The organism is Streptomyces sp. NPDC055815 (assembly GCF_053616475.1).
On the sequence record NZ_JBSHDU010000094.1, the window covers coordinates 1 to 25,470 of the forward strand.

Sequence of the window (25,470 nt, forward strand, 5' to 3'; positions counted from 1 at the left end):
GCGCCACCAACCGCTCCGGCGACAACGCGGACCTGATCAAGTGGGTCACGGACGCCAAGGCGGCCGTCGTCAAGGACAACTCGGTCGGCGACTACAAGGTGAAGCCCTCCGACGTCCCCGCCGACGCCGTCACCTCCTCCGGCTCCGGCCTGGACCCGCACATCTCCCCGGAGTACGCCAAGCTCCAGGTCCACCGCGTCGCCGAGAGGAACCACCTCACCGTCGCCCAGGTCGACAGGCTCGTCGCCCAGCACACCGACGACCGCATCCTCGGCTTCATCGGCGAACCCCGCGTCAACGTCCTCCAGCTCAACATCGCGCTCAAGGAATTGGCCAAGGGCTGATGGCCTTATCGAAGCAGCACGGGAGCCGGCGGATCCGGGAATGCCCCGGGTCCGCCGGCTCCCGCGGCACGACGGACGACACGCACTACACGCCCCACCCGAACTACACGCCCCACCCGAACTACACGCACCACACGAACTGCACGTACAAAGAGGAAGGCAGCACGCCGATGACGCGGGTGCTGGTGGTCGAGGACGACGCACAGCTCGCACGAGCGCTGGTGATCAACCTGCAGGCGCGCCGCTACGCGGTCGATGCGGCACCGGACGGTGTCACGGCCCTGTCCCTCGCCGCCGCCGAGCCGCCGGACGTGCTCATCGTCGACCTGGGTCTGCCCGACATGGACGGCGTCGACGTCATCAAGGCGTTGCGGCGCTGGAGCCGTGCCCCCGTGCTCGTGCTGTCCGCTCGCAGCGGCTCCGAGGACAAGATCCGTGCCCTCGACGCCGGGGCCGACGACTACATGACCAAGCCGTTCAGCATGGACGAGCTCATGGCCCGGCTGCGCGCCGCCACCCGCCGTGCGGCCGAGGCCCCGACGGCCGAACCTCTCGCGGGAGGCCAGGTCAGCACCGACGACTTCACCGTCGACCTGGTGGCCAAGAGGGTACGGCGCGCGGAACGTGACGTCCGGCTCACCCCGACCGAATGGCATCTGCTGGAAATACTGATCTGCAACCCCGGGCGGCTGATCAGCCAGCGCAGACTGCTCCAGGAGGTGTGGGGCCCGAGCTACAGCACGAAGACGAACTATCTGCGGGTCTACATGGCCCAGTTGCGACGCAAACTGGAGACGGATCCGTCGCATCCCCGCTATCTGATCACCGAACCCGGTATGGGCTACCGGTTCGAACCGTAGAGCCGTAGGAGAGACGCAGAACATGGGACGCGGAAAGCTGCGCATCTACCTGGGCGCCGCGCCGGGCGTCGGCAAGACGTACTCGATGCTCTCCGAGGGGCACCGGCGCGTCGAACGCGGTACGGACTGCGTCGTGGCCTTCGTGGAGCACCACAACCGGCCCCGGACCGAGGTCATGCTCCACGGCCTGGAGACGATTCCGCGCCGGACGATCGAGTACCGGGGAACGTCCTTCACCGAGATGGACGTGGACGCCGTCCTGGCGCGCCGGCCCGCCGTCGCGCTCGTCGACGAACTGCCGCACACGAACGTGCCGGGTTCGCGGAACGCCAAGCGGTGGCAGGACGTCGAGGAGCTGCTCGCGGCCGGCATCGACGTGGTGTCGACGGTCAACATCCAGCACCTGGAGTCCCTCGGGGACGTCGTCGAGGCGATCACGGGCATCCGGCAGAAGGAGACCGTCCCCGACGAGGTCGTCCGGCGCGCCGACCAGATCGAACTGGTCGACATGTCGCCCCAGGCGCTGCGCCGCCGCATGGCGCACGGCAACATCTACAAGCCGGACAAGGTCGACGCCGCTCTCTCCAACTACTTCCGCCCCGGCAACCTGACGGCCCTCCGTGAACTGGCCCTGCTGTGGACGGCCGACCGGGTCGACGAGTACCTCCAGGAGTACCGGACCGAACACCGCGTCTCCAAGATCTGGGGGTCACGGGAGCGGATCGTCGTCGGCCTCACCGGCGGGCCCGAGGGACAGACCCTGATACGGCGCGCGGTACGGCTGGCCGAGAAGGGCGCGGGCGGCGAGGTCCTCGCCGTCTACATCTCCCGCAGCGACGGCCTGACCTCGGCCTCCCCGAAGGAACTCGCGGTCCAGCGCACCCTCGTCGAGGACCTCGGCGGCACCTTCCACCACGTCGTCGGCGACGACATACCGGCCGCGCTGCTGGAGTTCGCCCGAGGCGTCAACGCGACCCAGATCGTGCTGGGCGTGAGCCGGCGCCGTTCCTGGCACTATCTCTTCGGCCCCGGTGTCAGCGCGACGGTCGCCCGCGAGTCCGGGCCCGACCTCGACGTCCACATCGTCACCCACGACGAGGCGGCGAAGGGCGGGGGACTGCCCGTCGCCCGTGGGGCCCGGCTCGGCAGGTCCCGGACGATCTGGGGCTGGGTCGTCGGCCTCGGCGGACCGGCCCTCCTCACCCTGATCCTCAGTTCGGCCGTGCCCGACGTGGGGCTGGCCAACGACGTCCTGCTCTACCTCACGCTCACCGTCGCGGCGGCGCTCCTGGGCGGACTCAGGCCGGCCCTGGCGTCCGCGGCCTTCGGCTCGGTGCTCCTGAACTGGTTCTTCACCCCACCGATCCACGAACTGACGATCGCGGACCCCCGCAACATCGTCGCGCTGGTGATCTTCGTGGGGGTGGCGATCTCGGTGGCCTCGGTCGTGGACCTGGCGGCGCGCCGCACCCACCAGGCCGCCCGGCTGCGGGCGGAGGCGGAGACGCTCTCCTTCCTGGCGGGCAGTGTGCTGCGCGGCGAGACGACCGTCGAAGCGCTCCTCGAACGGGTACGGGAGACCTTCGCCATGGAGTCCGTCGCCCTCCTGGAACGCCCCGACGAGACGGAGCCGTGGTCCTGCGTCGCCTCCGTCGGCCACCGTCCGTGCGACCGCCCCGACGCCGCGGACGTCGACATGCCCGTCGGCGACCACCTCTCCCTCGCCCTGGGCGGCCGGGTGCTCCCTGCCGAGGACCGCCGGGTGCTCGGTGCCTTCGCCGCGCAGGCCGCCGTGGTCCTGGAGCGGCAGCGGCTGGTGGGCGAGGCGGAGGAGGCCCGCAAGCTGGCGGAGGGCAACAAGATCCGTACGTCCCTGCTCGCGGCCGTCAGCCATGACCTCCGTACGCCCTTGGCGGGCATCAAGGCGTCGGTCTCCTCGCTCCGTTCCGCCGATGTCGAATGGTCCGAGGAGGACCGGGCGGAGCTTCTGGAGGGCATCGAGGACGGTGCCGACCGCCTCGACCACCTGGTCGGCAACCTGCTGGACATGTCCCGCCTGGACACGGGCACCGTCACGGCCGTCATCCGGGAGACCGACCTCGACGAGGTGGTGCCGATCGCGCTGCTCGGCGTGCCCGAGGAGAGCGTCGAACTCGACATCCCCGAGACGCTGCCGATGGTCGCCGTCGACCGGGGCCTCCTGGAGCGGGCCGTCGCCAACATCGTCGAGAACGCGGTCAAGTACAGCCCGCCCGCGCAGCCCGTACTCGTCTCGGCGAGTGCCCTGGCCGACCGGGTGGAACTCCGGGTCGTGGACTGTGGGCCCGGCGTCCCGGACGAAGCCAAGGACCGCATCTTCGGCGCCTTCCAGCGCTACGGCGACGCCCCGCGCGGCGAGGGGGTCGGTCTCGGCCTGGCGGTGGCGCGGGGGTTCGTGGAGGCGATGGGCGGCACCCTGACGGCGGAGGACACACCCGGCGGCGGGCTGACCATGACGGTCACTCTGCGCATGGCCGACGGAGCCTCGGCTGCAGCCTCTGTCCCGGACCTGGCGGCCGAGGCGACCACGTGACTGTCGCGTAAGGAGTGCGTCAGAGCCACATGCGGCGACGTCAGAGTCGCGTCAGCGGTACTGCCCCGGCCCTCTCTCCGCGGTTGTCATGGATGCCGTGCCGAACGCGGAATCGTGCGAGGTGCAGAGACACCGCGGGGAGTGCCGCGCCACGAAGTGAAAGGGGAGGCAGTGCCGAAGATAGTGGTCGGAGTGAGCGGGAGCCTCGGCTGCTTGACGGCTCTGCACCGGGCCGCTGACGAGGCCCGGTTGCGCAGGGCGGAGCTGTGGGCCGTCCTGGCCTGGGAGACGCCCGGCGGGGAGCTCGGCGGTCGCCACTCGGCTCACGTCTCGGCCGTGGCCCACTGCCGGGCGACGGCCGGCGAGCGGCTGCGTGAGGCGCTCGACACCGCGTTCGGGCACGGGCGACCGGAGGTCACGGTCCAGGGCGTCACGGTCTGGGGCCCGGGCGCCGCGCTCGTCGATGTGGCGCAGGACCCCGACGACCTCCTCGTGGTGGGCACCGGAGCCCGCGGCCCCCTGCGCCGTCTGGTCCGCCGCTCCGTCGCCCGGTACTGCCAGGCCCACGCGGTCTGCCCCGTACTGGCCGTGCCGCCGTCCCCGCTCCTCGCCACCTACGACACGACTCACCGTCGCAACCTCTGGCACCTGCCGCTCGACCCGCGCGAGGTCGCGTGACCCGCTGTCGGGTCGAGCGGCAGCACTGTCCGCGGTGATGCCGGCCGTCTCCTCGGCCCGCAAGGTGATCTGCGCGAAGGGGCGGCGTCAGACCAGTTCGGTGCGGCGGCCGCCTTCCGGTATGACCAGGGGTGTGCCGGCGACGGGGCAGGTGATGACCGCGGCGCGCAGGCCGAAGACGTCCTGGACCAGGTCGGGGGTGACGATGTCCGAGGGTGTGCCCGCGGCGAGGACGCGCCCGTCGCGCATGGCGACGAGGTGGTCGGCGTAGCGGCAGGCGAGGTTCAGCTCGTGGAGGACCATCACCACGGTGCGGCCGTCGGTGCGGTTGAGTTCGGCGACCAGTTCGAGGACGTCGACCTGGTGGGCCAGGTCCAGGTAGGTCGTCGGTTCGTCGAGCAGCAGGACCGGGGTGTCCTGGGCGAGGGCCATGGCGATCCAGACGCGTTGGCGCTGGCCTCCGGAGAGTTCGTCGATGGACCGGTTCGCCAGGTCCGTGGCCCCGGTGGCGGCCAGGGCGGCGTCCACGGCAGCCTCGTCGGCGGAGGTCCACTGGCGCCACCAGCGCTGGTGGGGGCTGCGGCCGCGGGCCACCAGGTCGCGGACGGTGATGCCGTCGGGGGCGCTGGGAGTCTGCGGGAGCAGGGCGAGGCGCAGCGCGAAGTCGCGGGCGGACATGCCGGCGATGTCCTCGCCGTCGAGATGGACGGTGCCGCCGGCCGGCTTGAGCAGGCGGGCGAGGGCGCGCAGGGCGGTGGACTTGCCGCAGGCGTTGGGACCGACGAGCGCGGTGACCTTGCCCGCGGGGATGGTCAGGTCGAGGTCCTCGGCGACGACACGGTCGCCGTAGCCGAGGCGCAGGCCGGTGCCGGTCAGGGCGGCGACGGTTTCGGTGAGCTGTGAGGTCATGTCAGCCTCCCTTTCCGGCCCGGTTGGTGCGGGCGAGGAGCAGTAGCAGGTAGGGGGCGCCGACGGCGCCGGTGAGCACGCCGACGGGCAGTTCGGTCGGGGCCAGGACGGTCCGGGCGGCCAGGTCGGCGAGGATGAGCACCACGGCGCCGGTGAGCGCGCTGCACACCATCGGAATCCCGGACGTGCCCGCCAGCCGGCGGGCGATCTGCGGTGCGCCGAGGGCGATGAACGCGATCGGCCCGGCTGCCGCGGTGGCGAGCGCCGTGAGGCAGGTGGCGAGGACGAGCAGCGCGATGCGGGCGTGCCGCAGGGGTACGCCGAGGCTGCGGGCGGTGTCGTCGTCGTACTGGAGGAGTTGGTACGGGCGGGCCAGCGCGACAGTCAGGGGAAGCAGGACCGCGAGGGCGAGCCCGGACCACTGGACGTGCTCGTAGCCGCGGCCGTTGAGGCTGCCGGTGAGCCACACCATGGCGCGGGAGGCCTGGTCGATGTCGGCGCGGGCGAGCATCCAGCGGGTGAGGGCGACCAGCGCGCCGTTGGCGGCGATGCCGACGAGAACGAAGCGGTAGCCGGTGATCGTGCCGTCCCGGAAGGCCAGCAGGTAGATGACGGCGGAGGTGAGGAGCGCGCCGACCAGGGCACCGAAGGGCACGGCCCCGAACGTTCCGGCACCGGCCGCGGTGACGCCGCCGATGAGGATGGCGCCGACCGCGCCGACGCCGGCGCCCGCCGAGATGCCGATGAGGTCCGGGCTGGCGAGCGGGTTGCGGGTGACGGCCTGGTAGACCGCGCCCGCAAGGCCGAACGCGGCGCCGACCAGGAGGGCCGTGAGGGCGCGGGGCAGCCGGAGTTGATGGATGATCAGGTCGGCGGCACCGTCACCGGTGCCGAGGACGGCGCTCAGGACCTCGTCGACGGGGATGGCGTACGTGCCGAGCGACACCGAGGCGACCAGGCCCGCGAAGCCCACCAGGAGCAGTCCGCCGACGGTGACGGCCACGCGGAGGCGCAGGGCCGCGCCGAAGGGGCCGAACTCCATGCGCAGGGTCGTCGGGCGCGGGGTGCTCATCGAGTGTGCTCCTTGAGCTTGCCGCGCTTGACCAGCGCGGCGAGGAACGGGGCGCCGAGCATCGCGGTGACCACTCCCGCTTCCAGCTCGCCGGGGCGGGCGACCATGCGTCCGACGACGTCGGCGGCGAGCATCAGCGTGGCGCCGCCGAGCGCCGAACAGGGAACCAGCCAGCGGGCGTCGGGCCCGGTGAACGCCCGTACGACGTGGGGGACGACCAGGCCGATGAAGGTGACCGGCCCGGCCGCGGCCACGGCGGCGCCGGTGAGCAGGATCACGGCGACGGCACCGAGCAGGCGGGTGGTCCGGACCTTGGTGCCGAGGGTGGTGGCGAGGTCGTCGCCGAGGGCGAGGGCGTTGAGGCGGCCGCTGAGTCCGAAGGCGAGCAGCAGGCCGACGACGATGAACGGCAGGAGCTGCACGCCGAGTTCCGCGTCGCGTCCGGCGAGCGAACCCACGGCCCAGAAGCGGTACTGGTCCAGGGTGCGGACGTCGAGCAGGACCAGGGTGTTGGTGCCCGCGTCGAGCAGCACGGTCACGGCGGCGCCGGCGAGGGCGAGCTTGGCGGGCGTGGCGCCGCCGTAGCCGGTGCCGCCGACGGCGTAGGCGACCAGGCCCGCGAGGGCGCCGCCGAGGAAGGCGAACCATATGTACTCGTACGAACTGGTCAGCCCGAAGGCGCCGATGCCGGCGGCGACGGCGAAGGCGCCACCCGAGCTGATGCCGATGAGACCGGGGTCGCCCAGCGGATTGCGGGTGATGTCCTGGGCGACGGCTCCGGCGGCGCCGAGCGCGAGGCCGACGAGGAGGCCCAGGAAGGTGCGGGGCATGCGCAGTTCACGGATGACGATCGCGTCTCCGTCCGTCCCGCCGCCGATCGCGTTCAGGACGTCGGAGAGCGGGACGGACTTGGTGCCGATGGCGAGCGAGGCGCAGACCGCGGCGACCAGTGCGGTGACGAGGAGGGCCGCGACGGTGGCGCGCTTCCCAAGGCGTGGGGGCTGGAGGGGCGGTGGGGAGGGATGGGGCGCGGCGGCCGCACCTTCGGCGACGGGCTTCACAGACACCTGCACAAGGTAAGGCATGCCTAACGGTTGTGTGTACGGGTACCCCACCGTATGGATCCGGTCACGGAGAGACGCTATCCTCACAGCGTCCTGATAGGTAAGCCTTGCCTAATCAGTAGTCCGTGTATGGGAGACCCATGAACACCCTCACCCAGCGCCGCCGGCCCGGCCGGTTCGCCGCTGCCCTGCTCACCGCGGCTCTGGCCTTCTCCGTGGCCGCCTGCGGAGGCGGCAGTGGGGACGAGAAGCCCGCCGACAAGCCGGCCGCCGCCTCCGACGCGGGCTTCCCTCGTACGGTCACCCACGACAAGGGCAAGACCGAGATCAAGGCGAAGCCCAAGCGCGTCGTGGCGCTGGACAACAGCCTGGTCGAGGCCGTCGTCGCGCTGGACGCCCCGCTCGTGGGCGGCATCGGTTCGTACCGCGACCAGAAGGGCTTCCCCCCGTACCTCGGTGACGCGGTGAAGGAGACCAAGGACGTCGGCCCGCTCGACAGCCCGAACCTGGAGGCGATCGCCGCCCTGAAGCCGGACCTCATCGTGTCGGCGACGGTGCGTCACGAGGACCTCTACGACCAGCTGAGCAAGATCGCGCCGACGGTCTTCGTGGCGACGACCGGCCCGATCTGGAAGGAGAACATCACCTTCCTGGGTACGGCGCTGGGCGAGGAGAAGAAGGCCGCGGACAAGCTCGCCGCGTACACGACGCGCGCGAAGAAGATCGGCGACGCGGTCAACGCGAAGAACCCCAAGCAGACCTACGCCCTGGTCCGCTTCCTCGACGGTCCCACGCGCATCTACCTGCCGAAGACCTTCAGCGGCATCATCCTGACCGACATGGGACTCGCGCGTCCGGCGAACCAGCAGGACCAGAAGGAGTTCAACATCGAGATCAGCGAGGAGCAGATCGCCCAGGCCGACGCGGACCACATCTTCGTCACCACCTTCTCGGGCGGTGCGGAGCGCAAGAAGAAGTTCGAGGCCAACCCGCTGTGGAAGCGCCTGAACGCCGTGCAGAAGGGCAACGTCCACGAGGTCGAGGACTCCGTCTGGATGACCTCCGTCTCGCTCCAGGGTGCCGACCTGGTGCTCGACGACATGGCGAAGATCTTCAAGGTCGACCCGGCGAAGTAGCCGGGGGCCGTTCCTGACGGGCCGGTGCCGGCGGCGTACGAGACGTACGACCGCGGGCACCGGCCCTCGCCGTGTGCGCGCCGCCGGCCCGGACGCCGGGGCGGCGGCGCTCAGTTCTCTTCCTCCAGCCGGCGGAGCCGCTCGGCGTCGCTGGTCCTCGGGCAGGTCAGGCACGACCGCTCGGGGGCGATCGTGTAGTACAGGCAGCAGCCGAGGCGGGTGCGGGTCGGATGGCGGCGCCCGTCGCGGCCCGTGAGCGTCCGGAAGTCGGCACCTCCCGGAAAGGGCGGGATCGCCGTCGGGAGCAGTTCCGTCGCCTCCCGCACCGCGCGCTCCTCCTGGTCAAGCATCCGTCCCAGGTACCAGACCCCGGAGAGCAGATCGTCGGCCACCATGCCCCACAGGGCGCGCGGTCCGCGCCGGACCGACGGGCCGATCGCGGCCAGGAGCGGACGTACGTGGTCGACGACCGCGGCCCGCAACTCGGCGCGCAACTCCTCTTCGTGCCCCACGATCCGGGCGCCGGCGGCGGCCGCCGCCGGGTCGGTCGGCAGGCATGCGAACGCCTGTCCGGGGACGATGCCGATCGCACCCGTCGCCAGGTCCACGCGGACGTCGCGCGGCGAGATGCGCGGCACGCGACGGTCCAGGTACCAGGCGCCGCTCATCAGGAGACTGACGGACCACAGGTAGTCGTGCAGTGCGCGCGAGGCGGCGACGTCCCTGCGGGGCGGCCGGCCGTGGCAGTCGGCGGAGCGAACCGCCGAGCCGTCGATGAAGGCGTCCAACACGCCGGGGACACAGGCGAGATCGCACCCGTCGGGCAGGACCGCGGCGGGATCGTCCACCGCCGCCGGGGCGACGATCCGGGCTTCGAGCGCGTCGCAGACGGCGATGACGCGCCGATAGGTGCCGGTGAGGGCCAACTCCCCGTCGAGGGGATCGGGCTCGGCCGTGTCCGATGGGGTGGCCAACGAGCCGGGACCCATCCTCATCGAAGCTCCTTCACGCCAGTTAGTGAGGTCAGGCTTACCTTAGCGGTAGCCGGGGTAGAGGGAGGTCGACACGCTCAGCAGGCCCCCGTTCAAGGGGCGTTGAACTCGCGACCAGCTTGATGTCTTAGGGATGCCTAACCTAACCTAGCTCGGTGTGGGGTCGTGGTGACAGTGCGCCATGGCGCCTCGCGTTCTCCGTCCCCCTCCCCGGAAGGCCCCGGCATTCCCATGCGGCTGTATCTGCTCGCCTTGAACCCCACCGACTCGGTCACCGAGGGGTTCCTCCCTGCAGCGGCCCGACTCGGCCTCGACGTCACCGTTCTGACGGACCAGCCGGACGCCCACCGCCGGGCCTACCCCGCGGTGGAGGTCCTGGACTGCGACGTACGCGACTTCCGTGCCGTCATCACCCGGGTCGCCACCCACCACCGGCCGGACGCGGTCTTCAGCAACAGCGACCACCTCCAGACACAGGCCGCGCTGGCAGCGGAGTACTTCGGCCTCCCCGCCAAGGACTGGCGGGCCGCGCTGCGCACCAAGGACAAGGCGCACCTGCGCCGCCACCTGGCCCTGACCGGCGCCGACACCGTTTGGTCGACCGAACTCCCGCCCGGCGAGGACCCGTCCGTACTCGCCGGACTCGACGTCCCCTACCCGTGCGTGCTCAAGCCGCGCGAAGGCGTCGCCAGTGAGGACGTGGTCCTCGTCCACGACCACGACGAACTCCTCGTGCGCTGCAAGGAGATACAGGCGAGGAGGCCCGAAACACCGCTCGTCGTCGAGGAGTTCCTTGAGGGCGAGCTGTACACCCTGGAGACGCTCGGTGACAGCAGCGCCCGGCACGTCCTCGGCGGTTTCCACACCGAGCTCTCGCCGCCGCCGTACTTCATCGAAGAGCGGCTGACCTTCGTCCCCGCCCACCCCGAACCCGTCGTCGCGCAGATCCTCGCCCAACTCGACGCCCTCGGCGTCGGCTTCGGCGCCTGCCACACCGAGTTCGTCGTGCACGAGGGCCGCGCCCGCATCATCGAGGTCAACTACCGGGCCATCGGGGACCAGTGCGACCTGCTCCTCGCCCAGCTCCTCGACATCCCGCTCTTCGAACACATCCTGCGCACCCACCTCGGCGAGCCGCTTCCCGCGGACCTCGGGGCCCGCACCGATGGCGTCGCCCGCCTCGACTACCCCTGCGCCGAAGCCGCCGGAACGCTTCGCTCCGCCCCCGGCCCCATCGACCTCGACACCGAGGGCGTGCAGCTGACCTACCGCCCGCTGCGCGAGATCGGCGAGCGGCACGAGCTCCACCACACCAATCGCGACTACCTCGGCGTGCTGCGGGCCACCGGCACCCACCAGCCGACCCTCGACCGCGTCGTCGCGGACTTCCTGGCCGCGCAGCGCTGGGAGATCACCCCGTGACGACCTACGCCGGGGCGGCCACCGGCCGGGAAACCGCCGAACGGGAAACCGTCGAACGGGAAACCGCTGAACGGGAAACCGCCGAACGGGACCTGATCCTCAGGGTCCTGTCCGCGCTGCTGCGCGAGGACGTCGTCGGGCTGCGCAGCCACGGCACCCTCGTCCGGCGGACGGACGGCCCGTGGCTGCGCCGCGCCACCGACGACGGCGACGCCCTGCTGATGCCGGTCGCCGAGGACGGCTTCCAGAGCGCCTACGCGGCCCGGCTCCCGCTGCTCGTACGGGAGTCGGACGACAGCCCCCTCACCTCGTACGACGAGATCCTCCGTGCTCTCAAGGCCCTGGCCGAGCCGGTCGACCACCCCGGCTTCGACGCGTACGCCGAGGAGTGCCGGCAGACCCTCGCCACCATGCGACTGCACGAGCGGACCCGCGAGGAGACCGCCGCACGGCTCGTCGACCTCCACGGGGACGACCCCGCCCGCTGGACCGGGTACGCCCACGGGCTCGCGCACGACACGCTCGCCGCCCGCCTCGACCACCCCGTGTATCCGACGGCACGTGGTCGCTCGGGCCTGGACGAGGAGCAGGTGCGGGCCTACGCACCCGAGTTCCACCCGCGTTTCCCGCTGCACTGGGTCGCCGTCCCCCACGAGGCCGTCACGGTGCCCGGCGGTGTCGACCGCTTGCCCGCCCGCTGGCCGTCGCCGGCCGAGCTGGGGCTGCCGGAGCTCTCCCGGACCCATCTCGCCCTGCCCGTCCACCCGCTCACGACGGGCGCGCCGCTGGACGAGGCACTGCGGGCGACCGGTCTGCACGGGCGGGCGGTGCCCGCCCCGCGCCCCCACCTGGAGGTCGTACCGACGCTGTCCATGCGGACCGTCGCCCTGGCCGACGAGCCCTCCCTGCACCTGAAGCTGCCGCTGGCCACCGCGACGCTGGGCCTGCGCAACCGGCGCACCATCAAGCCGGGAACGCTCGTGGACGGCGCCGCGGGGCAGCGACTCCTGGAGACGGTGATCGCTCGGGAGCCGCGGTTCGGCGAATCGATCCTGCTCGCCGACGAGACGGTGTACGCCCACGCCGGCCACGAACTCCTCGCCGTCCTGTGCCGCCGCTACCCGGCCGGCCTCGACGACGCCGTCGTCGTCCCCATGGCGGCGCTGCTGGCCGAGGCCCCCTGGGGGATCCCGGCACACGAGCGAAGCGGAGAACTCGGGGGAGGTCGAGGGCTTGGGGGAGGCCGGCTGGTGATCGACCACCTCGCGGACCGGTTCCACGGCGGAGACCCGGTGGCCCTGTTCGACGCCGTCCTCACCCTGCTGCTCGACTGGCAGACCGCGCTGTTCGGCTACGGAATCGCCCTGGAGTCCCACCAGCAGAACATCTCGCTCGTCCTCGACCGGGCGACCGACGGCAGCACCCGGCTCCGGCTGCTGCTGAAGGACAACGACGGCCCGCGCGTCGACATCCGCCGGCTGCGGGACACCCTCGGCTCCGAGGCTCCCGACCCGGCCGCCTTCGACGACGCCCGCATCTTCCACGACGACGACCGTCCCGTCACCGACCTGTTCACCACCATCACCGTGCACCTGTGCGCGGGCGCCTACGCCTTCGGCCTCGCTCGGCACGGCCGGGCCCCGCTCACGACGCTGCTGACGCTGGTACGGGACCGCCTCGACGAGGCCGTCGGACGACTCGGCACCGCTCCCGGCGAGCCCGGCGCCGTGCTCCGCGCGCGCCTCCTGGACGCGCCGGAGCTGCCGGTCAAGGCCATGGTCACCGCCGGAACGCTGCTGTCCAAGGAACGCTCGGGCGCCGCCGACATCAACAAGCACTACACCACCGGCCCCAACTACCTGAGGACGGCAGAACGATGAGCGCCACCGCCGCATCGCCGAACGGCACCGCCACAGCCGTCGTGTCCGCGACGCGCTCCTTACAGGACCGCCGGCGCGTGCATGCCGTAGCGGGCTGCTACTTCGTCGCGTCCTTCGCCGCCCTCGGCCTGCCGCCCTTCCTCACCGAGATCCTCCCGGAGCTCGGCGACCCCACGGCCCGCTGGGCCGGCGTGCTCTACATCGTCCCGACCGTCTTCGGAGCCATCGGCGCGCCCTTCTGGGGCCGCCTCGCGGACCGCTACGGCCGCAAACGGCTGCTGCTGCGCGCCCAGCTAGGGCTAGCCTTATCGTTCCTTCTCGCAGGCTGGGCCGACTCGCTCGCCACCTTCACCGCCGCGCTCGTCGTCCAGGGCATCCTCGGCGGCACCTTCGCCGCGTCCAACGGCTACCTGGGCGCGACACTGGAGGGGCCTGCCCTCTCGAAGGCGCTCACGCTGATGCAGGGTGCGGCGCGCGCCGCCCTCGTCTTCGCACCGATCGTCGTCGGCTCCCTGTCGCCCTGGCTCTCTCCGCACCGGCAGTACGCCCTCCTTGCGGTGCTGCCGCTCACGGCCGCCCTGCTGATCTGTGCGCTGCCCGAGTCGAGGGGCGGGCGCGCCGAGGAGGCGACCGCGCGGAAGGACGTACCGGCAGCGGACATGGGACCGGAGACGGCACTCGTACGGGAGTCGGCACAGGCACCGGAATCGGCACCGGAGACGGCTTCCGCACAGGCACCGGTAGCACCACCAGTGGCGCCGGGCACCTCTCTGCGGGCCCTCTACGCCCTGGAGTTCGCCTTCGTCTTCTCCACCGTCATCTCCTTCCCGTACCTCGTCTCGCTGATCGAGGAGCGGCTCCCCGGCACCTCCCCGGCGGTCTCCGGCGTCCTGTTCGCCCTGCCGCACCTGTGCTACCTGGTCACGGCGATGGCTGTGCACAAGAGGTTCCACCGCCGCCCCCGCACCGGTCTCGCCCTCGGCTTCCTCTGTATCGCGCTCGGTCTCGCCGGACACGGCGTGGCCGACTCGCCGACCGCCCTCATCGCCGTACGTCTCCTGCTCGGAGCCGGTCTGACCCTCGGGCTCGTCTGCCTGTCCGTGCTGGCCGCCGACTGCGCCAAGGGCCGGGCACCCGGCGGCATGTTCGGCTCGCTCGAGTTCTTCTCGAAGGCCGGTGCCGTGGCGGCGGGCATCGCCGCCGCCGCAGGCAACAGCTGGTTCGGGCCGGCCGCTCCGGTCCTCACGGGCACCGCCGTGGCGTTGGCCACGATCGTTCCCACCGCTCTTCCTCTCATGAACCCCCTCCGCACTCGCTGGAGTCGTTGATGTCGCTTCTGCGGACCCTGGGCGCAGCCCGCCGCCCTGTCGCCCCCCACGAACTGCCCGACGCGGACACGGTCGTGGCGCACACCCTCCTGAACTGCCTGCTGCGCGAGGTCTCCGGACCGGAGCACCAGACGGCCGCGAGCGAGGGTCACCTCCTGCTGCGCCTGCCCCGCTGCGGCGTGCTGCTCCGGGTGGCCCTGCGCCGTAAGTCGCTGCTCGGCGCGCACCGCTTCACCGGTCCCGTCCACGAGCAGCGCGACGGCGCATGGGAGCGCATCGACTGGCTGCGCCTGGCCGGACACGTACGGGACGAGCTGTCGTGGGGGGGCCGGGGGGGGCCCGCGCGAGTAGAAAGACCAAAAAGACACACACCCCCCGCCCCGGCGGCCGCGCGCGCCCCCCCCGCCTCCCCGGGCCCCGCCCCCGCGCCGCGCCCGGCCGCTGGGGCCCCCCCCTCCGGGCGGCCCCGGCCCGCACCCCCCCGCCCCCTCTTGTGTTGCCCCCCGGGGGGCCCCCACGACGAGTTCCTCGACCAGATCGCCTCCAGCCACCGGGCCGTCACGGCCGGTCTCACCGCCCGGGCCGCCGGCGGCGTCGCCGAGGACACCTACCTCGCCTCCGAGCAGTCCCTGCTCTTCGGGCACCGCTTCCACCCCACCCCCAAGGCCCGTACGGGGGACGCCGCCTCCTGGCGCGCGTACGCCCCCGAGGCGGGCGCCGTCTTCCCGCTGCGCCACCTCGCCGTCCGCGAGGGGCTGGTCATCGAGGAGTCCGCCCAACCCGAGGCCACCGCACCACTCGACCGGCTCGCCGACGGTGTACCGCAGGGCTACCGGCTGCTGCCCGCCCACCCGTGGCAGTACGAGCTGCTCGGCGACCACCCCGCGCTGCGCGCCGCCCTCGACCGCGGCGACATTCTGGACCTGGGGACCGGCGGTGCCCCCTTCGGCGCCACGGCGTCCGTGCGCACCCTCTTCGACGGTGACACGTTCCTCAAGTTCAGCCTCAACATCCGGATCACCAACTGCCTCCGCAAGAACGCCAGTTACGAACTGTCCGGCGCCGTGGCCCTCACCCGGCTCCTCGCGCCCGTCCTCGACGAGCTGACCGACAGGTTTCCCGGCAGCGCCATGCTCCGCGAGCCCGCCTACCGCAGCCTCGCCCTGCCCGGCCCCGACGGCAGCCCCGACCTCGCCCTGCTCGAAGGCTTCGGCGTGATCGTCCGCGAGGGACTCGCCGCCCGGCTCCTGCCCGGCACGACCCCGCTCCTCGCGGCCGCCGTCGCCGACGAGTACCCGAGCGGGCCCGGCCACATCTCGCGCCTCCTCGACGGCGCGGGCCCCGACACCGCGCTCGCCTGGTGGGACGCCTACCTCAAGCTCCTCGTCCCGCCCGTCCTGGCCGCCTACTTCGACCACGGCCTGGTCCTGGAGCCCCACCTGCAGAACGTGGTCGTGTGCGTGGACGACGACGGCATGCCCGCCCAGGTGCTCTTCCGCGACCTGGAAGGCACCAAGCTGGTGCCCGAGCACCACGCCGACACCCTCGCCGCGCTGCCGCCCGAGGTGGCCGGCCCCATGACGTACGACGCGGAACGCGGCTGGGACCGCGTCGCGTACTGCCTGTTCGTCAACCACATCGCCGAGATGCTGGCCGCCGTCGCCGATCTGCACCCGGAGACCGAGCCCGCGCTGTGGACCAGGGTCCGCGTCACCCTCCAGACGTACGCCGACCGCCACGGCTGCCCGCCCCGGCTCGCCGCGCTCCTCGCCGGCGTGCCGCTTCCCGCCAAGACCAACCTCCTCACCCGCTGGGAGCGCAAGGCCGACCGCGAGGCCGGCTACGTCCGCCTGTCCTCCCCGCTCGCCGAGGCCGTACTGTCCGACTCGGCCGACGACTCGTGGAGCAACGCCCGATGACCACCCCCACCCGCGCCGTGCGCGACCACGTCCTCGACCTGGCCCCCGACGGCCTGCCCGCCTACGTCTACGACCTTGCGGCGCTGCGCGAGCACGCCACCGCCGTGCGGGCCGCGCTGCCCGAGCGCGTCGAGCTCTACTACGCCGCCAAGGCCAACCCCGAGCCGGAACTCCTGGCCGCGCTCTCCCCGTACGTCGACGGGTACGAGGTGTCGTCGGGTGGTGAACTCGCCCACGTGGGCCGCGCCGTGCCCGGCCGGCCCCTCGCGTTCGGCGGCCCCGGGAAGACCCCGGCCGAGATCACCGCGGCCCTGGACCTCGGAGTGGAACGCTTCCACGTCGAAAGCCTCCACGAGCTGCGCATCCTCGCGGACCTGGCCGCCCGCAGGGCCCCGGACACACCCGTCGGCGTACTGCTCCGCTTCAACCTGCCGCTGTCCGCCGCCTCCCTGGAGGGCAGCTCCCTCGCCATGGGCGGCCGGCCGACCCCGTTCGGCCTCGACCCGGCCGACGCCGACACCGCCGTCGCCCTGCTGACCGGCGGCACGCTGCCACGCCTGCGGTTCCTGGGCGTCCACGCCCACCTGGCCAGCGGCCTGGAGGCCGAGGAACAGATCGGCGTCGCCGAGTCGGTGGTCGGCTGGGCCACCGGGCTCGCCGCCCGGCACCGCGTCCGCCTGTCCGAGGTCAACGTCGGCGGCGGCATGCACGTCGACTACACGAGCCCCGACAGCCGCTACGACTGGTCCACCTACGGCAAGGGGCTCGCCCGCCTCGTCGAGGAGCACCCGGACCTGACCCTGCGCATCGAGCCGGGCCGTGCGCTGACCGCCTACTGCGGCTGGTACGTCACCGAGGTCCTGGACGTGAAGCGCAGCCACGGCGAGGAGTTCGCCGTCGTACGCGGCGGCACCCACCATCTGCGCACGCCCGCGACCAAGGGTCACGACCAGCCCTGCTCGGTGCTACCCGTGGACGCCTGGCCGCACCCGTGGCCCCGGCCCGCCGCCGGATCCGACACGGTCACCCTCTCCGGCCAGCTGTGCACCCCCAAGGACCTCCTCGCCCGGAACGTGGCGGCGCCGGGGCTACGGGCGGGCGACCGGGTGGCGTTCGCCCTGGCGGGGGCGTACGCGTGGAACATCTCGCACCACGACTTCCTCATGCACCCCCGGCCGGGGTTCCACTTCCTGTAAGGCCCAGTCGGTTCGGTCGACGTCGTTCACGCCGGGCCCGGCTTCTTGGCGTCGATGTCGGAGATCAGGCCCTCGATGAGGGTCCTGATCTCGTCGCGAATGGGGCGGACGGCCTCGACGCCCTGCCCGGCGGGGTCCTCAAGCTGCCAGTCGAGGTAGGTCTTGCCGGGGAAGTACGGGCAGGCGTCGCCGCAGCCCATGGTGATGATGTAGTCCGAGGCCTGGGCCGCCTCGACGGTCAGCACCTTCGGCGTCTGGTCCGAGATGTCGATGCCCAGCTCGGCCATGGCGGCCACGGCGGAGGGGTTGATCCGGTCGCCCGGAAGGGAGCCCGCGGAGCGGACCTCGACGCGGTCTCCGGCCAGGTGGCGCAGGAACCCGGCGGCCATCTGGGAGCGGCCGGCGTTGTGGACGCAGACGAAGAGCACGGAGGCGAGCGGAGCGGTCATCGGTTCTTCCTCGGGGGCAGGGAGGGGGCGGGGGAGGGACAGGCTCAGGGGCGGGGACCGGAGGGTTCCAGAGGTCAGCCCAGGCTGGTATCAGCTCCGAGTGATATGAGATTATCAGTCCATGATGACGTCAGTCGATACTGATCTGATCCGGGTACTGGGTGACCCCCTGCGCCTCCAGATCGTGACCCTGCTCGCCCGCGAGACGCTGTGCACCACCCACCTCGTGGAGGAGACCGGTGCCAAGCAGACCAACCTCTCCAACCACCTGAGAGTGCTCCGCGAGGCAGGGGTCGTCGAGACGGAGCCGTGCGGCCGGTTCACCTACTACCGGCTCAGGCCGGACGTCATCGAGGCCCTGGCCGGTCAGTTCGCCGACCTGGCCGCGGCCGCCCGCGCCAACGCCGACACCAAGAGAGCCTGCCCGTAACGCTCTCACCTCACCTGCCGAGGAGTACCCGCCCGTGACCGCCCCCCAGCCCGCTGCGAGCGACGCCACAGCCACCGACCCGTCGCCGCAGCCCGCGCCCGGCGCCACCCCGCCCCGTACCCCGCTCGCCGCTCGCGCGGCCGCCGAGCTGGTCGGCACCGCCGCCCTGGTGGCGATCGTCGTCGGCTCCGGCATCCAGGCCACCCAGCTCACCGACGACGTGGCGCTGCAGCTCCTCGCCAACTCCACGGCCACCGTCTTCGGCCTCGGCGTCCTGATCGCCCTCCTCGGGCCGGTCTCCGGAGCGCACTTCAACCCGGCGGTCAGCCTGGCCGAGTGGTGGACCGCCCGCCGCGGCGGCGCGGGTGTGACCGGGCGCGAGCTCGCCGTCCACGTCCCGTCGCAGATCGTCGGCGGGATCCTCGGCGCGATCCTGGCGGACGCGATGTTCGGGGAGCCGCTGGTGAAGTGGTCCACGCACGACCGCTCCGCCGGGAACCTCCTGCTCGGCGAGGTCGTGGCGACCGCCGGCCTGATCCTGCTGATCTTCGGCCTGGCCCGCACCGACCGGCTCCGCTTCGCGCCCGTCGCGGTCGCCTCGTACATCGGCGCGGCCTACTGGTTCACCTCGTCCACGTCCTTCGCCAACCCGGCCGTGACGATCGGCCGCGCCTTCACCGACACCTTCGCGGGCATCGCCCCCGCCTCGGTCCCCGCGTTCATCGGCATGCAGATCATCGGCGCGGCCGCCGGCCTGGCCCTGGTCGCGGTCATCTTCATGCGAGGGAAGACGGACGCCGAGTGACGCACGCCGTGGACGCGGCGGTGATCGCCGGCGGCCACCACCTGCGCCGCCTGGGCCTGGACTCGGCCATCTGGCCCTGCTCGGTCTGCGCGGCCACATCCCGACGGCCGGCACCCAGGCGATCGGGGACCCCCGCCTCCACCGCTTCGGGTACGGAGACTGGACCGGCCTCGCCTCCGCCACCCTCATCGGCGCGGCCCGCGCCCTTGCCGAACTGCTGCGCTCACAGCGGGGCGGGCCGCGCGGTGGTCAGTCGTGCCGGGCGACCTTGACGGCGGAGACGAGAAGGACCACGGCCAGGGCGGGAACCAGCAGAAGATCCGGGACCACCCCGAGCAGCAGCCCGCCCACCGCCGCACCGGCACCGCCGCGAAACGCGCGGGCAATGCCGCGAGGACCACGACCAGGCTCATCGCCTTGTTCAGGATCACGGCGGACAGCGCGGCGAAACCGAACAGGCCGATCAGCAGCGGCAGGCGGAACTCCGCACCGCCGAGGCCGATCATCCCGCCGAGAACGCCGACGGCCGCGCCCGCGCCGAACACCCACGGGGCTGAGTAGGTCGACGTCGCAACGAGGTCCTTGTCCACGGCCATGACGACGATCCTCGTATTCCCCACACCTCGCCCGCCACGGGCCGGCCCATCCTTGGGGGAAAGGCACCGGCAACCCGCGCGCAGTTGGTGGGGAGCTCCGAATCCCCGACGGGGCGTCAGCCGCTTCTACCCGGGCGCGTCGGCGCCGTTCTGCGCCGAAGCGAGGTCGGCGAGAGACTTCCCACCTACACGCCGGACCTGACCCAACAGGAGGGCATCTGGTCGCTGGTCAAACGCGACATCGGCAACCTTGCCGCCGTCGACCTGGGCCGGATCGCCAGGGCCGTGAAGCGCAGGCTCAAGCAGATCCAGTACCGCCCGGATTTCATCGACAGCTGCCTTGCGGGCACCGGCCTCATCACGGACCACTGACCGGCGCTGCAGTTTCGTCAGTCGCCGTAGTACCGGTCGTAGACGGCGGAGCGCTCCTCCACTGAGAAGCCCTCGAATTCACCGTCAGCCTCGAGCTCGCGCAGTCGATCCAGTGCCGCCGTCGCAGAAGGTGCACGGTGGGCCGAGAGGTGGGCCTTCGTCGCGTCGAGCCCGTGCCCAAGCAGGAACTCGATGTCGATCGAGCACGCTGCGTCGAAGCTGGCTTGCTTCGCACTCCAGATCAGGAGCACGTCGTCGAGGTCGCCGCTGGTGAACAGCTGGAAGCAGCAGAGCCTCATCAGCTCAGTGTCGCCCTCGCCCTGGGCGCGTCGCTCACGCGCCGTGTGCTCTCTGAGGAGTGCACGTATCTCGTCGAGGTCCGCGCCGACGGGGCGAAGCCCGTAGCGGCGCCAGCATTCCTTGACATCCATCGCTGGTCTCCTTGGTCGTCCGGCCCGGCCCGTGGCCCATAGGCCCCACCCATCGCCGTTCGGTCGGACGACGGCTCCTCTGCCGGTCACAGTATGCACACCGAGGGCCAGCCCGTGGGGCGGCGGCCACCGGCGCAGGTGACCGATGGCCGACGCCACCCGACATCACCCCATCAATTCGAGTAGTGCGCGCTCGACCGGCGCAGCGGTCGGACACTGCGTCTCTGGAGCGGGTACGGGCCGGGGCCCGGCGCGGCGAGCGAGGGCCCGATGCGCCGTTGCACGGGGCGGCTGTTCGTGATCGCGCTGGACGCCCGGCTCGCCGGCGGTTCGATCAGCCGGAACGCGGTGTTGCCCACCACGGTCCTGCTGCCGCGGGCCGCCCGCGCGGAGGAGACCGGCGACCAGGTGGACGAGCAACTGGTCGTCCGCCGTTCGAGCCTCACCCCGCGCCGAGCGGACCTGCCGGTCCGGGAGCCCCGGCGGGCGTACATCTCGCTGACGAGTCGTCGACAGCCGCGTAGCACTTGAGGACTATCCCCCGTCCGTAGGGAGGCGGACTTCTCGACCGAGAGGGAACCCCGTCCCGACCTCGTCGTCTTGGTTCTCGTGTCGACTTGATCGTCGAGCCGACACGAGGAGGGTTGTGATGGCAGGTCAGGTACGTGAGACGAGGCGGGCGAAGGCATCGGCGCCGGAGTACCAGGGTGCTCTCGAATCGTTGTCGGTGAACGCCTCACTGCCCGAGGTGCTGGCCCGGGGCATGGAGGAGCTGCGTACGGCGGAACGGGCCGGGGACCGGCGGGAGGAGGCGCGCTGCGGGCTGGCCGTGGCGGAGGCCTGCCGCAGGCTCGGGCGCATCGAGGAGGCCGACCGGGCGTGGAAGGCGAGCTACCGGGCGGCGCGTTCGGCCGGTCACGAGGGGGCCATGGCGTGGGCTCTGTGGAGTGGCGGCACGCTGGCCCGACAGCGCGGCGCGTTCAGGCTGGCGTACCGGTTGCTGAGGCTGGCCGCCGAGACGGGCGAGCGGGGCGGTGACGTCGTCGTGCGCGGCTACTCGCTGGCGGGGCTCGCCGAGACCGGGCGCATCCAGGGCGACTACGCGTCGGTGAGGAGGCTGCACGAGCAGCTGCTTGCCGAGGCCCGCCGCCGGGGCGAGGCCCGGCACACGGTGTGGGCGCTGGAGGGCATCGCGCAGATGCACCGCAACACCGGCGCATACGACGAGGCGCTGGCCCTGTTCGAGGAGGCGGCCGACACGGCGTCCCGAGCCGAGGACCGGCGCGGGTGGGCATGGGCGCTGCGCGGCATCGCGGACGTGGTGTCCGTGCGCGACGCCGACGTGGAACGAGCCCTGTCGCTGCTGTCGCAGGCGGAGGAGGCCTGCCGGGAGATGCGGTTGTCCAGCGCGCTCGCGTACAACCACAAGATGCGCGGCAACGTGCTGTACCGGGCGGGCCGCTACGAGCAGGCCCGTGAGATGTACGCGCTGGCCCTTGAGGAGTTCCAGGAGATGGACGAGCCGCGCGGGACGGCGCTGTCGCGACTGGGCCTGGTCAAGGCCTCCGCCCACCTGGGCCGTGAGGCTGCGCACACGGCCGCGGACCTGGCCGAACTGCGCGCGACGCTGGACCGAATAGGGCTGCGGCATGCCCGGGACATGGTGGACAAGGCAGCGGCCGAACTGGGAGTCGGGCCGCTGCCGGACCACTTCGGCCACGGGCAGGGCGCCGCGAGGCCCGTGCTGCCGGCGGTCGGGGCCGAGGCGCTTCAGGCGGCCGATGTGGAGGGCCTGAAGTGAGCGCCGTCCCGACACCGCTGTCGTCGGGCGCCACAGCCGTGGCCAGGGTGCGTTCGTCTCGTGATCACGACATGGGTCGCGGGTCTGATCACGACGTCGATCACGACGTCGATCACGACGCAGCGCCGGCCCGTGTCCTTGAGCGTTGTCGTGAACTCGTCCGGCCTGCGCTGGTAGAGGCGGTGGGCAGCCTCCATCCGTGGACCGGTGAGATGGCGGCGTACGCGCTGGGCTGGTCCGACCTGGCCGGTACTCCGGATTCCGGCGGGTCCGAGGGCAAGGGAGTGCGCCAGGCGCTCGCCGTGCTCGGGGCGGAGGGGGTCGGGGCTGATGGCGCGGAGGCCGTTCCCGGTGCCGTGGCCGTCGAACTCGTGCACACCTTCTCGCTCCTCCACGACGACATCATGGACGGCGACGCCCTGCGTCGGCAGCGGCCTGCGGTGTGGAAGGCGTACGGGACCGGCCCGGCCGTTCTCGCCGGCGACGCGCTTCTCGCCCAGGCCGTGACCACCCTGGCCGAGGCCCCGGGCCGGCACGCGGCGGCCGCGGTCCGCTGCCTCTGCCGGACCCTGAACGCGCTGGTGTCCGGCCAGGCGCAGGACCTGCGCTTTGAACACCGTCCGTGGGACGGCCCCGGCGCAGTCGGACTGGAGCAGTACCGGTCGATGGCCGAACACAAGACAGGCGCCCTGCTGGGCTGCGCCGTGGCGCTCGGCGCGGTCCTCGGCGGCGCCCCCGACCGGACCGTGACCACGCTCGAACGGGCGGGCCGCCATCTCGGCCTCGCCTTCCAGGCGGTGGACGACATCCTCGGCATCTGGGGCGACCCCGCCGTGACCGGCAAACCCGTCTACGCCGACCTGCGCAGGGGCAAGAAGACCTACCCGATGCTCGCCGCACTGGCCGGTGGAGGCAGGGCCGCGCACGAACTGGCGGCGCTGCTCGACCCTCCCCAGAAGCTCGACCACGAGGCCGCCGCACACGTAGCGGCACTCGTGGAGGAGCTGGGCGGGCGGACCGCGACCCGCGACGAAGCGCGCCGGCACCTGGACACCGCCCGCCGCGCGCTGCGCGACGCGTCCCTCACGCGCAGCGCCGTACAGCAGTTGGACAGGCTGTTCACGTACGTGCTCGACCGGAACAAGTGATCACCGTTCCGCGCTTACGAGCCACAGCCCCGTGGTGGTGTCATGGTGGCCGGCGCGCGTCCGACCTGGCAGCTGCCCGTGCCCGCCCCCCGGCCATAGGACCGGCGATGCCGGTCCTATGGCCGGAGACGCCTGGCACAGGGGCTGTCAGGCCCATGCCCCGTGCGAGCGGTCTCACGAGGTCTTCCTCATCTTCCCGACTGGAGGGCGCCCCAGGTTCCGGAACCGACGATGCCGTCGACCGTCAGAGCACGTGAGGACTGGTAGTCGCGCACGGCCTGGTCGGTGCCCGGACCGAAGGCGCCGTCGATGGCCACCGTCCGGCCGAGCGCGGCGGTCAGGGCACGCTGGAGTCGCGTGACGGCTTCTCCCGTCGAGCCGCTCTGGACGGTGGGGGTGGTCCCGCGGGACAGCAGGGCGGTCCAGGTCTTCGGCCCGATCACTCCGTCCGCGGTGAGACCTGTGCCGCTCTGGAAGTTCTTTGTCGCGGTGGTCGTGGCGGGGCCGAACGCCCCGTCCGGGGTGCCCGGGTCGTATCCAGCGGCTTTGAGCAGGCACTGGGCCGCCTTGACCTGGTCGCCGGTCGAGCCGCTCTGGACCGTCGGGTACGTGGTGAAGTCGAGGTTCGTCCCCGTGCAGTCGGTCGCGGGCGGTGTGCCCGTACCCACGTCCAGGTAGTCGCGGTCGATGTTGATCGAGTAGCCGCCGTAGGACTCGGTGACCTCGCCCGCGTACTGGTGGATGCGCTGGTGGCCGGCCCAGTAGGTGGACGGCACGTAGGAACCGGTGTTGGTGTCGGCGGCGCTGTTCCACCAGGCGTAGAAGATGTGGTCGACCCGCGTGTAGGCGCTGTTGCCGTACTCGCTCGCGGCGTCCTTGATGCCGGAGGACGCGCTGGAGTAGAAGCCGGAAAGATAGCCGCCGCTGTGCAGCCGCTCGGTCCAGCCGGACAGGTACGACAGCACGGCAGCCTTGCAGGAGGCCGTGGAGGCGTATCCCTCGATGTCGCTGTAGACGGCGCTGCCCGCGGGGATGCCGAGGTTCGCCGCGGCGGTGAGGGCGGCCGCCGCCGCGGTGACCCCCTGGGACTTGGCCGTGGCGGGGTCGGTGGACATCCTCAGCGAGAAGCTCGTGCACGGGGCCTGGCGGCCGACGTCGATGGGGATCAGCCGCCATCCGTTGCCGGTCTGACTGGTCACCCAGCTCGCGGTCAGGTTCGGCTGCGCGCAGCCGCGGAAGGAGCCGCTGATGTAGACGCCGACCGCGCTGTACGGCGAGCCGGCCTGCCAGGCGTTCATGGCGGCCTGGGAGGGCGCGGCGCAGGTGTCGAAGCCCTTGCCGAGGTAGCTGCCGGGCTGCGGGCCGGCCGCGGCCAGGGGAGTGGCGTCGGGGCGTTGGGCTGTACGGGGCAGCTCGGTGCGCCTGGCACCCGGGGTGAGTTCGGCCGAGGCCAGGACGTCCCGCACCAGATGCTCGGTCGCCGGGGTGTGGGCGGCGGTGACGAGCACACCGGCGTCCTCGACCGCGATCTGGATGGTGTCGTTGCTGGACACGGCGGCCGGGGCGGTGGCCTTGCCGCGTGGAGTCCGTGCGGTCGCCGCTGTCGCCCGTCCGGCGGAGCGGGCGGTGAGGGGCTCCACGACGACGCCTGCCGTACGGCCCACGAGGTGTGCGGGGCAGTCGCTCTCCTGCGCGGGCTCGCCCAGGTAGACGGCGGGTCGGTCGAACCGGAGGCAGGCCCGAGGATTCTCGGCCAGATCGACGACCTGCCAGTCGGCGGGCACCTCGATGCGGTAGCCGTGGTAGCTGACGGCCTGTCGGCCGGCCCCGGGCGGGGAGGCGGCAGAGGCGGATCCGGGCGCGGCGAACGCGCCGACGCCGGCGAGCACCGCCAGCGTGGCCGTTCCGGCACGGACGCGCCAGGGGATGCGGGAGGACATCAGGGCACTCCTACTCGGTGCGGGGAGGGGAGAGAGTGATGGGGCGGGTCTGTTCGGGGGCCGGAGCCCGGCCGCGCGCCTCGCGGGCGGTGCGGGCGGTGCGGGCTCTCCTCCGGGCCGGAGCCG

Annotated in this window: 23 protein-coding genes and 1 pseudogene; 16 read left to right on the forward strand and 8 right to left on the reverse strand. The window is 72.2% G+C overall.

The features are described from left to right. The 4 genes from ACWGN5_RS36500 to ACWGN5_RS36515 form a co-directional block, all read left to right on the forward strand. Window positions 1-344 (forward strand): potassium-transporting ATPase subunit C (locus ACWGN5_RS36500; RefSeq protein WP_453522704.1); only part of this gene is annotated, 344 nt, incomplete at its 5' end. Window positions 345-514: 170 nt separating this feature from the next. Then, window positions 515-1,204, forward strand: coding sequence for a response regulator (locus ACWGN5_RS36505; protein ID WP_453522730.1), 690 nt, complete (start codon window positions 515-517; stop codon window positions 1,202-1,204). Between the two features lie 22 nt (window positions 1,205-1,226). Beyond that, window positions 1,227-3,776: an ATP-binding protein gene (locus ACWGN5_RS36510; RefSeq protein WP_453522705.1), complete on the forward strand. Its 2,550-nt coding sequence runs from the start codon at window positions 1,227-1,229 to the stop codon at window positions 3,774-3,776. 183 nt (window positions 3,777-3,959) lie between these two features. Beyond that, window positions 3,960-4,454, forward strand: a complete 495-nt coding sequence (locus tag ACWGN5_RS36515; protein ID WP_453522731.1) for a universal stress protein — start codon at window positions 3,960-3,962, stop codon at window positions 4,452-4,454. 87 nt (window positions 4,455-4,541) lie between these two features. On the opposite strand, the gene ACWGN5_RS36520 is transcribed toward ACWGN5_RS36515, so the two are convergent. The 3 genes from ACWGN5_RS36520 to ACWGN5_RS36530 are packed head-to-tail and all read right to left on the reverse strand — an operon-like array spanning window position 4,542 to window position 7,502. Further along, complete coding sequence (locus ACWGN5_RS36520) at window positions 4,542-5,363, reverse strand: ABC transporter ATP-binding protein (RefSeq protein WP_453522706.1); 822 nt, start codon at window positions 5,361-5,363, stop codon at window positions 4,542-4,544. 1 nt (window position 5,364) lies between these two features. Then, window positions 5,365-6,435, reverse strand: a complete 1,071-nt coding sequence (locus tag ACWGN5_RS36525) for a FecCD family ABC transporter permease (RefSeq protein ID WP_453522707.1) — start codon at window positions 6,433-6,435, stop codon at window positions 5,365-5,367. Then, window positions 6,432-7,502: a FecCD family ABC transporter permease gene (locus tag ACWGN5_RS36530; protein ID WP_453522708.1), complete on the reverse strand. Its 1,071-nt coding sequence runs from the start codon at window positions 7,500-7,502 to the stop codon at window positions 6,432-6,434. The genes ACWGN5_RS36525 and ACWGN5_RS36530 overlap by 4 nt, the downstream gene beginning before the upstream one ends. Before the next feature lie 137 nt (window positions 7,503-7,639). On the opposite strand from ACWGN5_RS36530, the gene ACWGN5_RS36535 reads away from it, so the two are divergent. After that, entirely contained in the window at window positions 7,640-8,635 is a 996-nt protein-coding gene (locus ACWGN5_RS36535; RefSeq protein WP_453522709.1) for an ABC transporter substrate-binding protein, read from the forward strand. A gap of 110 nt (window positions 8,636-8,745) precedes the next feature. On the opposite strand, the gene ACWGN5_RS36540 is transcribed toward ACWGN5_RS36535, so the two are convergent. Next, complete coding sequence (locus ACWGN5_RS36540; RefSeq protein ID WP_453522710.1) at window positions 8,746-9,630, reverse strand: iron-sulfur protein; 885 nt, start codon at window positions 9,628-9,630, stop codon at window positions 8,746-8,748. 228 nt (window positions 9,631-9,858) lie between these two features. On the opposite strand from ACWGN5_RS36540, the gene ACWGN5_RS36545 reads away from it, so the two are divergent. Genes ACWGN5_RS36545 through ACWGN5_RS36565 form a run of 5 tightly spaced genes read left to right on the forward strand, consistent with a single transcriptional unit; the run spans window position 9,859 to window position 17,372 of the window. Next, window positions 9,859-11,049 (forward strand): ATP-grasp domain-containing protein, encoded by a 1,191-nt coding sequence (locus tag ACWGN5_RS36545; protein WP_453522711.1) that lies wholly within the window; start codon window positions 9,859-9,861, stop codon window positions 11,047-11,049. Further along, window positions 11,046-12,929 (forward strand): IucA/IucC family protein, encoded by a 1,884-nt coding sequence (locus tag ACWGN5_RS36550; RefSeq protein WP_453522712.1) that lies wholly within the window; start codon window positions 11,046-11,048, stop codon window positions 12,927-12,929. The genes ACWGN5_RS36545 and ACWGN5_RS36550 overlap by 4 nt, the downstream gene beginning before the upstream one ends. Beyond that, complete coding sequence (locus tag ACWGN5_RS36555; RefSeq protein ID WP_453522713.1) at window positions 12,926-14,257, forward strand: MFS transporter; 1,332 nt, start codon at window positions 12,926-12,928, stop codon at window positions 14,255-14,257. The genes ACWGN5_RS36550 and ACWGN5_RS36555 overlap by 4 nt, the downstream gene beginning before the upstream one ends. Next, window positions 14,257-16,176: an IucA/IucC family protein gene (locus tag ACWGN5_RS36560; RefSeq protein WP_453522714.1), complete on the forward strand. Its 1,920-nt coding sequence runs from the start codon at window positions 14,257-14,259 to the stop codon at window positions 16,174-16,176. Before ACWGN5_RS36555 ends, ACWGN5_RS36560 begins: the two co-directional genes overlap by 1 nt. Beyond that, complete coding sequence (locus tag ACWGN5_RS36565; RefSeq protein WP_453522715.1) at window positions 16,173-17,372, forward strand: type III PLP-dependent enzyme; 1,200 nt, start codon at window positions 16,173-16,175, stop codon at window positions 17,370-17,372. Before ACWGN5_RS36560 ends, ACWGN5_RS36565 begins: the two co-directional genes overlap by 4 nt. Before the next feature lie 26 nt (window positions 17,373-17,398). Here ACWGN5_RS36565 and ACWGN5_RS36570 read toward each other — a convergent pair whose 3' ends face one another. Next, window positions 17,399-17,821, reverse strand: coding sequence for an arsenate reductase ArsC (locus tag ACWGN5_RS36570; RefSeq protein WP_453522716.1), 423 nt, complete (start codon window positions 17,819-17,821; stop codon window positions 17,399-17,401). Between the two features lie 121 nt (window positions 17,822-17,942). Between ACWGN5_RS36570 and ACWGN5_RS36575 the strand changes: the two genes are divergently transcribed. Beyond that, window positions 17,943-18,251, forward strand: coding sequence for an ArsR/SmtB family transcription factor (locus ACWGN5_RS36575; protein WP_190105744.1), 309 nt, complete (start codon window positions 17,943-17,945; stop codon window positions 18,249-18,251). A gap of 34 nt (window positions 18,252-18,285) precedes the next feature. Next, the gene (locus ACWGN5_RS36580; RefSeq protein WP_453522717.1) at window positions 18,286-19,056 is read left to right on the forward strand and encodes an aquaporin; all 771 of its coding nucleotides are present in this window, start codon (window positions 18,286-18,288) and stop codon (window positions 19,054-19,056) included. Window positions 19,057-19,241: 185 nt separating this feature from the next. On the opposite strand, the gene ACWGN5_RS36585 is transcribed toward ACWGN5_RS36580, so the two are convergent. Further along, the gene (locus tag ACWGN5_RS36585) at window positions 19,242-19,652 is read right to left on the reverse strand and encodes a hypothetical protein (protein ID WP_453522718.1); all 411 of its coding nucleotides are present in this window, start codon (window positions 19,650-19,652) and stop codon (window positions 19,242-19,244) included. 174 nt (window positions 19,653-19,826) lie between these two features. On the opposite strand from ACWGN5_RS36585, the pseudogene ACWGN5_RS36590 reads away from it, so the two are divergent. Then, window positions 19,827-20,024, forward strand: a pseudogene (locus ACWGN5_RS36590) (IS630 family transposase); the annotation flags it as partial. Between the two features lie 17 nt (window positions 20,025-20,041). Here ACWGN5_RS36590 and ACWGN5_RS36595 read toward each other — a convergent pair. Next, window positions 20,042-20,455, reverse strand: coding sequence for a hypothetical protein (locus ACWGN5_RS36595; protein WP_453522719.1), 414 nt, complete (start codon window positions 20,453-20,455; stop codon window positions 20,042-20,044). Window positions 20,456-20,725: 270 nt separating this feature from the next. On the opposite strand from ACWGN5_RS36595, the gene ACWGN5_RS36600 reads away from it, so the two are divergent. From ACWGN5_RS36600 to ACWGN5_RS36610, 3 genes are all read left to right on the forward strand, one after another. Beyond that, complete coding sequence (locus ACWGN5_RS36600) at window positions 20,726-20,986, forward strand: hypothetical protein (RefSeq protein ID WP_453522720.1); 261 nt, start codon at window positions 20,726-20,728, stop codon at window positions 20,984-20,986. A 118-nt stretch (window positions 20,987-21,104) separates the two neighbouring features. After that, the gene (locus tag ACWGN5_RS36605; RefSeq protein ID WP_453522721.1) at window positions 21,105-22,256 is read left to right on the forward strand and encodes a tetratricopeptide repeat protein; all 1,152 of its coding nucleotides are present in this window, start codon (window positions 21,105-21,107) and stop codon (window positions 22,254-22,256) included. Between the two features lie 71 nt (window positions 22,257-22,327). Next, on the forward strand, window positions 22,328-23,404 hold the full coding sequence (locus ACWGN5_RS36610) for a polyprenyl synthetase family protein (RefSeq protein ID WP_453522722.1): 1,077 nt from the start codon (window positions 22,328-22,330) through the stop codon (window positions 23,402-23,404). A gap of 188 nt (window positions 23,405-23,592) precedes the next feature. Here ACWGN5_RS36610 and ACWGN5_RS36615 read toward each other — a convergent pair whose 3' ends face one another. Further along, entirely contained in the window at window positions 23,593-25,344 is a 1,752-nt protein-coding gene (locus ACWGN5_RS36615; RefSeq protein ID WP_453522723.1) for a glycoside hydrolase domain-containing protein, read from the reverse strand. Between the last annotated feature and the right edge of the window lie 126 nt (window positions 25,345-25,470).

Excerpts from the sequence above, each read along its gene's own strand:
- ACWGN5_RS36595 (WP_453522719.1), bottom strand. The coding sequence starts at position 20,455 with ATGGATGTCAAGGAATGCTGGCGCCGCTACGGGCTTCGCCCCGTCGGC.
- ACWGN5_RS36520 (WP_453522706.1), bottom strand. The coding sequence starts at position 5,363 with ATGACCTCACAGCTCACCGAAACCGTCGCCGCCCTGACCGGCACCGGC.
- ACWGN5_RS36510 (WP_453522705.1), top strand. The coding sequence starts at position 1,227 with ATGGGACGCGGAAAGCTGCGCATCTACCTGGGCGCCGCGCCGGGCGTC.
- ACWGN5_RS36555 (WP_453522713.1), top strand. The coding sequence starts at position 12,926 with ATGAGCGCCACCGCCGCATCGCCGAACGGCACCGCCACAGCCGTCGTG.
- ACWGN5_RS36565 (WP_453522715.1), top strand. The coding sequence starts at position 16,173 with ATGACCACCCCCACCCGCGCCGTGCGCGACCACGTCCTCGACCTGGCC.
- ACWGN5_RS36585 (WP_453522718.1), bottom strand. The coding sequence starts at position 19,652 with ATGGCCGTGGACAAGGACCTCGTTGCGACGTCGACCTACTCAGCCCCG.
- ACWGN5_RS36545 (WP_453522711.1), top strand. The coding sequence starts at position 9,859 with ATGCGGCTGTATCTGCTCGCCTTGAACCCCACCGACTCGGTCACCGAG.
- ACWGN5_RS36505 (WP_453522730.1), top strand. The coding sequence starts at position 515 with ATGACGCGGGTGCTGGTGGTCGAGGACGACGCACAGCTCGCACGAGCG.
- ACWGN5_RS36535 (WP_453522709.1), top strand. The coding sequence starts at position 7,640 with ATGAACACCCTCACCCAGCGCCGCCGGCCCGGCCGGTTCGCCGCTGCC.
- ACWGN5_RS36525 (WP_453522707.1), bottom strand. The coding sequence starts at position 6,435 with ATGAGCACCCCGCGCCCGACGACCCTGCGCATGGAGTTCGGCCCCTTC.
- ACWGN5_RS36610 (WP_453522722.1), top strand. The coding sequence starts at position 22,328 with ATGGGTCGCGGGTCTGATCACGACGTCGATCACGACGTCGATCACGAC.
- ACWGN5_RS36575 (WP_190105744.1), top strand. The coding sequence starts at position 17,943 with ATGATGACGTCAGTCGATACTGATCTGATCCGGGTACTGGGTGACCCC.
- ACWGN5_RS36540 (WP_453522710.1), bottom strand. The coding sequence starts at position 9,630 with ATGAGGATGGGTCCCGGCTCGTTGGCCACCCCATCGGACACGGCCGAG.
- ACWGN5_RS36570 (WP_453522716.1), bottom strand. The coding sequence starts at position 17,821 with ATGACCGCTCCGCTCGCCTCCGTGCTCTTCGTCTGCGTCCACAACGCC.
- ACWGN5_RS36605 (WP_453522721.1), top strand. The coding sequence starts at position 21,105 with ATGGCAGGTCAGGTACGTGAGACGAGGCGGGCGAAGGCATCGGCGCCG.
- ACWGN5_RS36600 (WP_453522720.1), top strand. The coding sequence starts at position 20,726 with ATGCGCCGTTGCACGGGGCGGCTGTTCGTGATCGCGCTGGACGCCCGG.
- ACWGN5_RS36560 (WP_453522714.1), top strand. The coding sequence starts at position 14,257 with ATGTCGCTTCTGCGGACCCTGGGCGCAGCCCGCCGCCCTGTCGCCCCC.
- ACWGN5_RS36615 (WP_453522723.1), bottom strand. The coding sequence starts at position 25,344 with ATGTCCTCCCGCATCCCCTGGCGCGTCCGTGCCGGAACGGCCACGCTG.